The sequence below is a fragment of the Rhizobium sp. GR12 genome (genome assembly GCF_036596185.1).
In the GTDB taxonomy this organism is placed as follows: Bacteria; Pseudomonadota; Alphaproteobacteria; order Rhizobiales; family Rhizobiaceae; genus Agrobacterium; species Agrobacterium nepotum.
Map to the genome: position 1 here is coordinate 118665 of NZ_JASXTH010000004.1, position 11424 is coordinate 130088.

At 59.8% G+C, this 11424-nt stretch carries 11 protein-coding genes; 8 read left to right on the plus strand and 3 right to left on the minus strand.

Annotated features, from left to right (window positions below; genetic code table 11):
- Positions 1-203: 203 nt before the first annotated feature.
- A complete protein-coding gene (locus QSK43_RS08395; RefSeq protein WP_332303067.1) occupies positions 204-1241 on the minus strand; it encodes an Ldh family oxidoreductase in 1038 nt (345 codons plus the stop codon).
- A gap of 417 nt (positions 1242-1658) precedes the next feature.
- On the opposite strand from QSK43_RS08395, the gene QSK43_RS08400 reads away from it, so the two are divergent.
- The 7 genes from QSK43_RS08400 to QSK43_RS08430 all read left to right on the plus strand — a co-directional run bounded on the left by QSK43_RS08400 (position 1659) and on the right by QSK43_RS08430 (position 8670).
- Entirely contained in the window at positions 1659-2465 is an 807-nt protein-coding gene (locus QSK43_RS08400; protein ID WP_332303068.1) for an ABC transporter substrate-binding protein, read from the plus strand.
- Between the two features lie 69 nt (positions 2466-2534).
- A complete protein-coding gene (locus QSK43_RS08405; RefSeq protein ID WP_332303069.1) occupies positions 2535-3200 on the plus strand; it encodes an amino acid ABC transporter permease in 666 nt (221 codons plus the stop codon).
- Positions 3201-3212: 12 nt separating this feature from the next.
- Positions 3213-3866, plus strand: coding sequence for an amino acid ABC transporter permease (locus QSK43_RS08410; RefSeq protein ID WP_332303070.1), 654 nt, complete (start codon positions 3213-3215; stop codon positions 3864-3866).
- Positions 3859-4581 carry an amino acid ABC transporter ATP-binding protein gene (locus QSK43_RS08415; RefSeq protein WP_332303071.1) on the plus strand — a complete coding sequence of 241 codons (723 nt, stop codon included), beginning with the start codon at positions 3859-3861 and terminating at the stop codon, positions 4579-4581. Before QSK43_RS08410 ends, QSK43_RS08415 begins: the two co-directional genes overlap by 8 nt.
- Entirely contained in the window at positions 4581-5822 is a 1242-nt protein-coding gene (locus tag QSK43_RS08420; protein WP_332303072.1) for an NAD(P)/FAD-dependent oxidoreductase, read from the plus strand. The genes QSK43_RS08415 and QSK43_RS08420 overlap by 1 nt, the downstream gene beginning before the upstream one ends.
- A 12-nt stretch (positions 5823-5834) precedes the next feature.
- The gene (gene lhpI, locus QSK43_RS08425; protein WP_332303073.1) at positions 5835-7544 is read left to right on the plus strand and encodes a cis-3-hydroxy-L-proline dehydratase; all 1710 of its coding nucleotides are present in this window, start codon (positions 5835-5837) and stop codon (positions 7542-7544) included.
- A gap of 97 nt (positions 7545-7641) precedes the next feature.
- Positions 7642-8670: a trans-3-hydroxy-L-proline dehydratase gene (locus QSK43_RS08430; RefSeq protein ID WP_332303074.1), complete on the plus strand. Its 1029-nt coding sequence runs from the start codon at positions 7642-7644 to the stop codon at positions 8668-8670.
- A gap of 146 nt (positions 8671-8816) precedes the next feature.
- Here the strand turns inward: QSK43_RS08430 and QSK43_RS08435 are convergent, their stop codons facing one another.
- On the minus strand, positions 8817-9839 hold the full coding sequence (locus QSK43_RS08435) for a LacI family DNA-binding transcriptional regulator (RefSeq protein ID WP_332303075.1): 1023 nt from the start codon (positions 9837-9839) through the stop codon (positions 8817-8819).
- Between the two features lie 157 nt (positions 9840-9996).
- Positions 9997-10317 (minus strand): hypothetical protein, encoded by a 321-nt coding sequence (locus QSK43_RS08440; protein ID WP_332303076.1) that lies wholly within the window; start codon positions 10315-10317, stop codon positions 9997-9999.
- Positions 10318-10611: 294 nt separating this feature from the next.
- On the opposite strand from QSK43_RS08440, the gene QSK43_RS08445 reads away from it, so the two are divergent.
- A complete protein-coding gene (locus tag QSK43_RS08445; protein WP_045021389.1) occupies positions 10612-11415 on the plus strand; it encodes a transporter substrate-binding domain-containing protein in 804 nt (267 codons plus the stop codon).
- Positions 11416-11424: the final 9 nt, after the last annotated feature.

The window sequence follows — 11424 nt, forward strand, 5'->3', positions numbered from 1 at the left end:
TGCCGGACTTGATCCGGCATCCAGCCACGGCGCGTCTGCGCCGTGAAAGGAGTCTCTCGCGATCAAGGACTTGATCGCGCTAGACCCCGGATCAAGTCCGGGGTGACGGAGTGGGATGCTACGAAGCTGCAAAAAGGCGGGGTAACTTTGTCATCCACACGGCCCGCAGTCGCGGGCTCTTTTTATTTCCGCACCCAACACGGTCAGGAGATCGCGTCCAGTCCCTTTTCCAGCAACCGGTCGAGCCCGGCTATTTCGGCGGCAGTGAGAGTGATGCCTTCGCTTTCGGAGTTGGCGCGGGCGGTGAAGCGGCGGCCGGAGGGCAGGCGGGCGCCCTGGCCGATGATGGCGTCGAACAGGATTTCAGCCCGCTGGAAGGGATCGCCGGGGCGGCCCTTGGCGAAGGCTTCCGGGGAAAATGCAACTATCAGCTCCCCATGGAACGGTGCAAGCGCCGTGGTGCCAAGATAATCCAGCACCTCGGGGCTGGTGAGGTCGCCGATCATGATACCCGCGAGAAGCTCGATCATCGTGCCGATGGCCGAGCCCTTGTGGCCGCCGAAGGGAAGCATGGCGCCGGCAAGCGCAGCCTCCGGGTCGGTCGTCGGGTTGCCGTCGGCATCCATTGCCCAGCCTTCGGGCAAGGATTTCCCCGCACGCCGGTGCAGTTCTATCTCGCCGCGCGCCGCAACAGATGTCGCAAAATCAAAAACATAGGGGGAAGTGTCCTTGCGAGGCCAGCCGAAGGCGAAGGGGTTGGTGCCGAGCAGCGGCTTGCTGCCGCCCGTTGGGGCGACGGTGGAATAGCTCGGACACATGACGAGGCCCGCTAGACCGTTTGCGGTCAGCCCTTCGACTTCCGGCCAAAGCGCCGAGAAATGCGTGCAATCATTGATGACGAGCGCGGCGATGCCTGAGCGTTTCGCCCGTTCCACCAGAACCGGCAGGCCAAGCTCGAAGGCGGGGTTGGCAAAACCACCGTTGGCGTTGACTTTCACAATGGCCGTGCCGTCGTCCTCGGCCACTTCCGGTATCGCGTCGGGTTTCACCTTGCCCGCTTTGACGGTGCGCAGGGCGCCTTCGATGCGATAGATACCGTGCGACTTGCAGGCGTCCCGTTCGCCGGCGACTATAACGCGTGCAAGCGCTCCCGCCTGTAAGGCATTCAGCCCCGCCTTGCGGAAAATCGCCTCGACCCGCTCCAGAAGCCCGTCGATTGTCAGGATGGTGGTGTCGCTCATCATAGTCCTCCAATATCAGGCTCGCACACTTTGAATACATAAAGTATACAAAGGCTAATCGATTGCAACTCGTCTTTTCGGCATCTTGCCTGAAGTGAGCGTCGGCCCAGATCCCGTCATTTCATTCTTGCGGGGTGATAGCGTTGCGGGCGCAGGCGCCACGAAATCAGGCAAAGATCGATCCAGCGGCACCGCGCCGACCGCTACCTGGTAACGGCGACGGCAAGAGCAGGGAAAATAGATCGACCCTTAATATCAAGCAGTTGATCTGCGGAGCTTGCGTGTCGCAACAATCCGTTCGCAAACGCAAAAAATTCTTTTTGTATACTAGTTGTATTTTTAGGTTGATTTATAGCTCCCGTGGGGAAATAGTGACCGCGCCTTCAACGGCAGAGCAATTCTGGGAGCAAATCAACAATGAAAAAATCGATCATCGTCGCCGGCCTGCTGGCCGCCGCTTTCGCTATCACTCCGGCCAAGGCCGACAAGCTTGACGACATCATTTCGTCCGGCACGCTGCGTTGCGCCGTCGTGCTCGATTTCCCGCCCATGGGCGCGCGTGATGACGCCAATAATCCGATCGGCTTCGATGTCGATTATTGCAACGATCTTGCCAAGGCGCTCGGCGTCACGGCTGAAATCGTCGAGACGCCTTTCCCCGAGCGCATTCCGGCGCTGATGTCCGGCCGCGTCGATGTCGGTGTCGCTTCCACCTCGGATACGCTGGAGCGTGCTAAGACGGTCGGCATGACCGTGCCTTACTTCGCCTTCGAAATGGCTGTCACCGCCAACGACAAGTCCGGCGTCAAGTCCTTCGAGGACATGAAGGGCAAGACCGTCGGCGCGACTGCCGGAACTTTCGAAGCCATTGCGCTCGAAAAGACCGTCAATGAATGGGGCGTAGGTGAGTTCCGTCCCTACCAGACGCAGGCAGATGTTTTCCTCGCCCTCAGCCAGGGCCAGATCGACGCCACCGTGTCCACCTCGACCGTTGCGCAGGCCAACGTCAAGACTGGCAAATTCGCCGGCATCTCGGTGGTCGGCAAGGCGCCCTATGACATCGACTATGTCGCGCTCTTCACCAACCGTGACGAATACGGCTTCATCAACTACCTGAACCTCTTCATCAACCAGCAGGTTCGCACCGGTCGTTACGCCGAACTCTATGAGAAATGGGTTGGCGGCGAAGTTCCCTCGCTCACCGTCAACGGCGTTTATCGCTGATCAGGATTTTTCGTAAACGGCGCGGTCGACATGACCGCGCCGTTGATCGTTTCTGAAAGGTGAGAGCGTATGTTCAATTACACATTCCACTGGAATCAGGCGCTGAAGGCTTTGCCGCAGCTTCTGGACGGTGCGGTGGTGACGCTGCAGATCGCCATTCTGTCGATGGTGATCGGTCTTTCCTTCGCTATCGTGCTGACGCTGTTCCGGCTCTCCGGCAACCGCATTCTCAGTGCTTTCGCCGCCGTCTGGGTGGAGATTGCGCGCAACACACCGGCGCTGTTCCAGATTTACATGGCCCATTTCGGCCTGGGCAATTTCGGCATCCACCTCAGCCCCTTTACGGCGCTTCTGGCCGGCATCGCCTTCAACAATGCCGGTTATCTGGCGGAGAATTTTCGCGGTGCGCTGAAGGCCATTCCGGACACGCAGACGCGGTCCGGCCGTTCGCTCGGCATGACGTCGATGCAGACCTTCCGTCTCATCATCCTGCCGCAGATGCTGCGTGTCGCCTTTCTGCCCGCCACAAACCAGATGGTATGGGCGATCCTGATGACCTCGCTCGGCGTCACGGTCGGCATGAATACGGATCTTGCCGGCGTCACGCAGGCATTGAACGCCCGCTCGTTCCGCACCTTCGAATTTTTTGCGCTCGCTGCGGTCATCTATTACGTGATCGCCAAAATCGTCACCCTCGCCGCCAGAATGCTGGCCTGGCGTCTGTTCCGTTACTGAGAGAGGTGCGCCATGTTTGAAACCGCTCTCACCTGGAGTGATCTCGCCTTCCTTGCCAAGGGTGCGGGGATGACACTTGCCGTCACCGCCGTCGCCGTTACGGCAGGCACCATCATGGGGATCATCTTCGGCGTCATCCGTTTCCAGCTCGGGTCCTACTGGTCCCTGCCGCTGACCTTCGTGCTGGATATTTTCCGCTCCGTACCGCTGCTCATCCAGCTGGTGCTCGGCAACGCATTCCAGTCGATCGCCAAGCTCGGCTGGCCGCCATTCACTACTTCCTGCGTGGTACTGTCGCTTTATACGGCGGCCTATTGCACGGAGATCGTGCGTGGCGGCATCGGCGCCGTTCCGTCCAATACGCGACGCGCCTGCCGATCACTGGGCATGACCTGGTCGCAGGACATGCGCTACATCGTGCTGCCGCTTGCGACCCGCGTGTCGCTGCCTTCGTGGATTGGCCTGACGCTCGGCGTCATGAAGGATTCTGCGCTGGTGCTGTGGCTCGGCCTTATCGAGCTTCTGCGCGCCTCGCAGATCCTCGTCACCCGCCTGCAGGAACCGCTGACCATTCTTATGATCTGCGGCGCCATCTATTTCCTTATCAGCTTCCCCATCGCCCGTTTCGGCGGGTATCTCGAAAGACGGTGGTCCCCCAATGATTGAGATCGAAAACGTCCGCAAATCCTTCGGCCCGCTGGAGGTTCTGAAAGGGATCAACTTGACCGTCAACAACGGCGAGGTTGTCACCATCATCGGCGGTTCCGGCTCCGGCAAGTCGACGTTACTCACCTGTATCAATGGCCTTGAGCCGATCGACAGCGGCAAGATCGTCATTGACGGCACCGAGGTGCACGCCAGATCGACCGACCTCAACAAGCTGCGCCGCAAGGTCGGCATCGTCTTCCAGCAATGGAACGCCTTTCCGCATCTGACGGTGCTGGAAAACGTCATGCTGGCGCCACGCAAGGTACTGGGCATCTCGAAAGAGCAGGCCGAGGAAATTGCGGTCAAACAACTGACCCATGTGGGGCTGGCAGAAAAGCTGAAGGTCTATCCCAACCGCATGTCCGGCGGACAGCAGCAGCGTATGGCGATTGCGCGTGCGCTCGCCATGTCGCCGGAATATATGTTGTTCGATGAAGTCACCTCCGCGCTTGATCCGATGCTGGTGGGGGAAGTGCTCGATACGCTGAAGATGCTGGCCGACGAGGGTATGACGATGATCTGCGTCACCCATGAAATGGCCTTCGCACGTGATGTGTCGAACCGCGTCGCCTTCTTTCATCAGGGCGTGATGGCGGAAATCGGCACGCCGGATCAGCTTTTCGGTGCGCCGCAGCATGCCGAAACGCAGAAATTCCTGTCGAGCGTGCGGTAATGCCTGCAAACGACGTCATCGTCATAGGGGCCGGTGTTGTCGGCCTTTCGGCGGCAATCGCGGCGCAGACGCGCGGTCTTTCGGTCACTGTCATCGATCGCGAAGGTCCGGCGTCGGGCGCATCCGCAGGGAACGCCGGTGCCTTCGCTTTCACAGATATCCTGCCGCTCGCATCGCCGGGCATTCTCTGGAAAGCGCCGAAGTGGCTTCTCGATCCTCTCGGTCCCCTCAGCGTGCCGCCGGCCTATGCGCTGAAGATCGCGCCGTGGATGTTCCGTTTCTGGCGGGCCTGCGCCGCCTCCAGGGTAGAGCATTCCACCGCTGCCCAGACGGCGCTGATGGATCTTTCGAAATCCGAGCTGGAACCCTTCCTCAAAAAGACGGATACGATCGCCATGCTGCGCAAGGAGGGCAACCTTCAGGTCTATGAAAGCGAGGCAGAATTCGAAAGCTCGCTTGCCGGCTGGAAGGCGCGCGAGCGGCACGGCATCGAGTTCCGGCATCTCAACGCCGAGCAGATGGCCGATATACAGCCTGGCATCGCGCCGCGTTTCACCTGCGGCACGTTTACACCGGGCTGGCATTCCATTGCCGATCCGAAGCTTTATACGCTGACCCTTGCCGAGCATTTCCGCACCATCGGTGGTCGTTTCGAGCGCCTCGACATCGCAGCGCTCAGACCGCTGGAAGATGGTATCGAGGTGGTGAGCCATGACGGGCGAACCCGCAAAGCCGGCAGGGTCGTGCTGGCGGCGGGTGCTTTTTCGCATCGCATCGCCCGTTCGCTTGGGGAAAAAATTCCTCTGGAAACGGAACGGGGGTATAATACCACACTTCCGTCCGGTGCCTTCGATCTGCGCACACAAGTGACCTTCGGTGGTCATGGTTTCGTCGTCACGCGGCTTTCTACCGGCATTCGCGTCGGCGGCGCGGTGGAACTGGGTGGGCTTGAACTGCCGCCAAATTTCACCCGCTCGGAGGCGCTTCTGGCCAAGGCGGCGAGCTTCCTGCCGGGCTTGAAAACTGAAGGCGGCAAACAATGGATGGGTTTCCGCCCATCGCTGCCGGACAGCCTGCCGGCGATCGGGGCGGCGCGGCACACGGCGCGCGTGGTCTACGCTTTTGGCCATGGCCATCTGGGGCTGACGCAATCGGCGGGCACGGCCCGCATCGTCGCCGATCTTCTGACGGGGCAAAAACCCGTCATCGATATAAGGGCATTTTCGCCGCAACGTTTCTGACGGGGATTTTCAATGTCTTCTTCCGTTTCGACAACAACCGTTCCTCAGGCGCGCAGCATCTTGGCCGGTGCGGCTGAAGGCGCGGTGATTGCCACGAGCGAGGCGCTGAGCTTCTGGGGCGGGGTCGATCCCGCCACCGGCAAGGTTATCGACGTGCACCACCCGCTGCACGGCGTCCGTCTCACCGGCGGCGTGCTGTTCATGCCGTCGAGCCGGGGCTCCTGCACCGGTTCGGGCGTGTTGCTGGATCTTATCGTGACGGGCCGTGCGCCCTCGGCGCTGGTTTTCTGCGAGGCCGAAGACGTACTGACGCTCGGCGCGCTGATTGCCGCCGAAATGTTTGGCAGGCCTTTGCCGGTGCTGCGCCTCGACGCGGAGAGTTTCGCCCGGTTTTCTCAAGCCGCTCATGTCCGTATCGATGAAAAGATCATCGAGGCCGATGGCGTTTCCCTCGTAATCGCGCCGTCGGCGACGGCACATCTCGATCTCAAGGGTGATGATCGGGCAATGCTCGAAGGCCGCGACGGCATTGCCGTGCAGCAGGCGATGCGGATCATCGTCGCCATGGCCGCCCAGCAGGGAGCATCAGCGCTTGTGGATGTCACGCAGGGCCATATTGACGGCTGCATCTATGCCAGCCCCGCCAATCTCACTTTCGCGGAAAAAATGGCGGAGATGGGCGCAGGCGTGCGTGTGCCAACGACGATGAACGCCATTTCGGTGGACAAGGCAAACTGGCGGACGCAGGGAGTGCCGGAGGATTTCGGCGATCCGGCCGCAAGGCTGGCGGATGCTTATGTGCGCATGGGTTGTCGGCCCACCTTCACCTGTTCGCCTTACCTGCTCGACAGCGCGCCGCAGGCCGGCGACATGATCGCCTGGGCGGAATCGAATGCGGTGATCTTCGCCAATACGGTTCTCGGTGCGCGCACCGCCAAACATCCGGATTTTCTCGATCTGTGCATTGCGCTTACGGGCAGGACGCCGCTTTCCGGCGTCTATCTGGAGGAAAACCGCCGCCCACAGCGCATCGTTGATGTCGCTTTGCCACAGGGCATAAACGACGCCTTCTGGCCGCTCGTCGGTTATCTGGCCGGCAAGGTTGCACCCGATTGCATTCCACTTTTGCGAGGTCTCAGTGCTGCCAATCCTTCGCGGGATGATCTGAAGGCGCTCTGCGCCGCCTTCGGTACAACGTCCGCCGCTCCGATGCTGCACATCGAGGGCGTGACACCGGAAGCCGGGCTGGCTCCGAATGAGACGGCTGACACCGTCATCATCTCGCTTGCCGATATGGCCGCCGGCTGGTCGCTTCTCAATGAGGGGCCGGAGGATGTGCAACTCGTCGCCATCGGCAGCCCGCACGCCTCGCTGGAGGAATGCCGCGCGCTCGCGGCTGCATTCGCCGGTCGCAAACGCCATGCGAATGTTGCCGTCATTGTTACCGCCGGACAGCAGGTCATCGACGCAGCAGAGCGGGACGGCACTTTGCAAAGCCTGCACGACAGCGGCGTGCAGGTATTGCCTGATCTCTGTTGGTGCTCCATCTCCGAACCGGTCTTTCCGACGAAAACCCGCACCCTGATGACCAATTCCGGCAAATACGCCCATTACGGTCCCGGCCTCAGCGGCCGCGCAGTGCGCTTCGGCAGCCTTGCCGAATGCGTGGAAAGTGCGCTGACCGGCCGTGCTGTTTCCCGCCTTCCATCCTGGCTTTCCTAGAGCGCGTACAGACACGCGCTCTATCTTTGGTTTCATTCATTTTCCGGACGTAAAACCGCTACGCACTTTTACTGGAAATGCTCTTGAGGAGATTTAGATGCGCAGTATCAAGACCGTTCACGTCATCTCGGCCCATGCGGAAGGTGAGGTGGGGGATGTGATCGTCGGTGGCGTCAAGCCGCCGCCGGGCGAGACGATCTGGGAACAGAGCCGGTTCATCGCCCGCGACGAGACCCTGCGCAATTTCGTGCTGAATGAGCCGCGCGGCGGTGTGTTCCGTCACGTCAACCTTCTGGTGCCGCCGAAACATCCGGATGCGGATGCCGCCTTCATCATCATGGAGCCGGAAGACACGCCACCCATGTCCGGCTCCAACTCCATCTGTGTTTCTACCGTGCTGCTGGATGGTGGCATCGTGCCGATGCAGGAGCCGGAAACCCATATGCTGCTGGAAGCGCCGGGCGGGCTCGTGAAAGTGCGTGCCGAATGCCGCAACGGCAAGGCCGAGCGCATTTTCGTGCAGAACCTGCCGAGCTTTGCCGCGCGGCTGGGTGTCGAACTCGAGGTGGAAGGTCTTGGTGTTCTCAAGGTCGATACGGCCTATGGCGGAGACAGCTTTGTCATTGTCGATGCCGAAGCGATGGGCTTTAGCCTCAAGCCTGAAGAGGCGCATGACATTGCCCGCCTCGGCGTGCGCATCACCAATGCCGCCAACAAGGCATTGGATTTCGATCATCCCGAAAATCCGGACTGGCGGCATTTTTCCTTCTGCCTGTTTGCGGGCAAGGTGGAACGCTCCGAAGAAGGTCTGCGGGCAGGGGCGGCCGTGGCCATCCAGCCGGGCAAGGTGGATCGCTCGCCCACCGGTACGGCGCTTTCGGCCCGCATGGCAGTTCTGCATGCGCGCGGAGAGATGAAAGAGGGTGAGACGTTGACTGCAGTGTCACTGATCGGCTCGACTTTCACCGGCCGTATTCTCGGAACGACAACAGTTGGCGACCACCTGGCCATTCTGCCGGAAATTTCCGGTCGCGGCTGGATCACCGGCATCCACCAGCACATGCTCGATCCTTCCGATCCCTGGCCGGAAGGGTATCGACTGACGGATACATGGGGTGCGCGTTAAAGCGCAAGAAATCTCGCATGAGCGGGCAAGCTCGCGGCTCACGGCTGACCTTGCCCCCTCAATCCGCCGCCGCGATCTTCTCCCCGGCAGGGAGAAGGCGAAAGGCGCACCCACTCGCTAATGGCGTATGCTGTACCTGCGGCCGATCAACCGCCAGCCCGCTTCGTCGTCTCGCGCACAATCAGCTCGAACCCGACATCTACGCGTGCACCTTCGGGAACGGCAGCGCCTTTTTCCGCTTCCAATATGGAAAGCAGCAATTCACCCGCCTTGCGGCCGATCATCTGGGCGTCGACCCTGATTGTCGAAATCGCCGGATAACATTGCCTGCCTATGTCAAAGTCGCCAAAGCCGAGGATGGAAATGCGTTCGGGCACATGAATGCCCCGTCGATGGCACTCCATCAACGCGCCGACAGCGGAAATATCCGAGACTGCGAAGATCGCCTCGACATCCGGTTCCCTCGCCAGCAGCGAGCCGAGCGTTTTTGCCCCGTGGTCATAGGAAACGGGGGCGCTGCCTTCGCGGATGATGAGGTCGTCGGCAATGCCGGCTTCGCGCAGCGCTGCACCAAAACCGAGGAGGCGGCTTTCGCCGCGCCAGTCCTTCACATCCCCGTCAGCGCGTGAACCGAGCGCGCCTATCCTAGTATATCCAAGTGATATCAGGTACTTGGCGGCGTTTCTTCCCACTTCGTAGTTGGAAAATCCGACCGCGTGGTCGATGGGATGTTCGGGAACGTCCCAGATTTCCACGATCGGAATGCCGGCGCGCATCAAAACTTCGCTCGCCATCTTGGTATGTACGGTTCCAGCTACCACTATGGCGTCAGGGCGGCGCTCCATCATGGTGCGGATGACGCGCTCCTCCTCCTGCAAATCATACATCGTATAGCCGATCAGCAATTGGTAGTCGGCGGCCCGGAGCGCATTGGCAAGCCCTTGCGCGCTGTCGGCGAAGTTGGAGTTGGTGAGCGTCGGCAGGATGGCGGTGATGAAATTGGTACGACGGGAGGAAAGCGATCCGGCGATTCTATCAGGCACATATCCCAGCTGCTCGATGGCTTTCATCACCTTCCGGCGTGTGTCTTCAGACACCAGCGCCGGATCGGCCAACACCCGCGAGACGGTCATCTTGGAGACGCCCGCGAGTTTGGAGACATCGCTCATGGTTGCTTTTTTTGACGTGACTAACGCTGCGGCCAAGGGCGTGCGCTCCACCAAAGCATGTCTCCCTAAATTCGAACCGGTTCAGGACAAGACATACACGAAGATATCAAGGGAAAGCACGCCGCATGATTACGCATCAGTGCGGCGTGCACCGGATTTATGCGATGCGGCTATAGACGAGGTGATAAAAGCGCCCGTCGCACATGCTCATCATCTCATCCGTCAGCGCCCGGCCTTCCAGCCTGACCGGGGAAACCAGCGCTTCTTCGACGGCTTCCATGGAGGGATAGTCGATTTCCTGGACCATGATGATATCCGCTGCGTCCGGGTCCATGCGGTCTGTGCGCATTACCCGCACGGCCTGCGCGTTGGGCATACGTTTCCAGACCGGCAGAAGTTTCTCCTCCACGATCCGGAAAAACTCCTCCTCCCGGCCGGTGTGGATCTTGCCTTCAAAAATTGCCGAGCGCGTATACATGGTTTCCTCCCGAATGAATGCCTGATGCAACAGATCTGTAGATCGGACTTGCAATGATACCGATAACATGCATTATTGATCCTGCCAAGAACGTGAACTGGTGTCGACAAGAGGAAAATCGATAACTGGTGAAAATCATTGAATTTCGTTGAAAATTCCAACGATTTTTGACTTTTGCGTCTCCTTGGGAGGAGTTTTTTTAAACCGCGTCAAAATGTTATCGAGAACATTTTTCGGTTTTGGCAAGGCCGCTGTTCCCATTCGGGCAGCCACTAAAAGGTTGGAGGAGAAACCATGAGCATTTCCAGATTTTTGAAGAACATGACCGTTGCAGTCGGTGTTGCCGCCGCTACGCTTGCTGCGTCGACTTCGGCTTATGCCGTTTCACTCAGCGAGATCACCGCGCGCGGCAAGGTCAAGATCGGCGTCCTTACCGGTGCGCCGCCGATGGGCATGGTGGATGAGAAGGGCAATCCTTCCGGATACGACGTGGATGTTGCCAATCTGATCGGCTCCTATCTGTCGCTACCGGTCGAACTCGTGCCGCTGACGCCGCCTGCGCGTATTCCGGCCCTTCAGACCGGCAAGGTCGATTTCCTCGTTGCGACGCTTGCGCCAACCGGCGAGCGCGCCAAGACGGTCATGTTCACGCAGCCCTACAGCGCGTTCAACATGGACATCATTTCCGGCAAGGACCAGAAGTTCGAAAATCTGGAGAGCCTGAAAGGCAAGCGCGTTTCGGTCAATCGCGGTTCATCGCAGGAAACCGCGCTGCGCAAGGCCAATATCGAAGGTCTCGAAATCGTCGTCTACGAGGATGATTCCACCAGCGCGCAGGCTCTGCTTGCCGGTCAGGTGGATGCCGTAGCGCTGCCGTCCACGGTTGGTGAGGCAATCATCAAGCAGCGCCCGGAAGCCGGTCTGCAGGTTGGTTTCACCTTCTTCCAGCAGGGTAACTCCATGGCGACGAAGCTTGAGGATCTCGAACTGCGTCAATGGCTGAACACCTCCATCTACCTCATGAAGATGTCGGGCGATCTCGACCGTATTTCCGTGAAGTGGACCGGTCGTCCGCTGCCGCAATTGCCTAGCTTCTGATTGAGCCTT

What these genes read in the sequence shown, in the direction of transcription:
- QSK43_RS08395 (WP_332303067.1), bottom strand. Translation starts at nt 1,241, where the DNA reads ATGAGCGACACCACCATCCTGACAATCGACGGGCTTCTGGAGCGGGTC.
- QSK43_RS08400 (WP_332303068.1), top strand. Translation starts at nt 1,659, where the DNA reads ATGAAAAAATCGATCATCGTCGCCGGCCTGCTGGCCGCCGCTTTCGCT.
- QSK43_RS08405 (WP_332303069.1), top strand. Translation starts at nt 2,535, where the DNA reads ATGTTCAATTACACATTCCACTGGAATCAGGCGCTGAAGGCTTTGCCG.
- QSK43_RS08410 (WP_332303070.1), top strand. Translation starts at nt 3,213, where the DNA reads ATGTTTGAAACCGCTCTCACCTGGAGTGATCTCGCCTTCCTTGCCAAG.
- QSK43_RS08415 (WP_332303071.1), top strand. Translation starts at nt 3,859, where the DNA reads ATGATTGAGATCGAAAACGTCCGCAAATCCTTCGGCCCGCTGGAGGTT.
- QSK43_RS08420 (WP_332303072.1), top strand. Translation starts at nt 4,581, where the DNA reads ATGCCTGCAAACGACGTCATCGTCATAGGGGCCGGTGTTGTCGGCCTT.
- lhpI (WP_332303073.1), top strand. Translation starts at nt 5,835, where the DNA reads ATGTCTTCTTCCGTTTCGACAACAACCGTTCCTCAGGCGCGCAGCATC.
- QSK43_RS08430 (WP_332303074.1), top strand. Translation starts at nt 7,642, where the DNA reads ATGCGCAGTATCAAGACCGTTCACGTCATCTCGGCCCATGCGGAAGGT.
- QSK43_RS08435 (WP_332303075.1), bottom strand. Translation starts at nt 9,839, where the DNA reads ATGAGCGATGTCTCCAAACTCGCGGGCGTCTCCAAGATGACCGTCTCG.
- QSK43_RS08440 (WP_332303076.1), bottom strand. Translation starts at nt 10,317, where the DNA reads ATGTATACGCGCTCGGCAATTTTTGAAGGCAAGATCCACACCGGCCGG.
- QSK43_RS08445 (WP_045021389.1), top strand. Translation starts at nt 10,612, where the DNA reads ATGAGCATTTCCAGATTTTTGAAGAACATGACCGTTGCAGTCGGTGTT.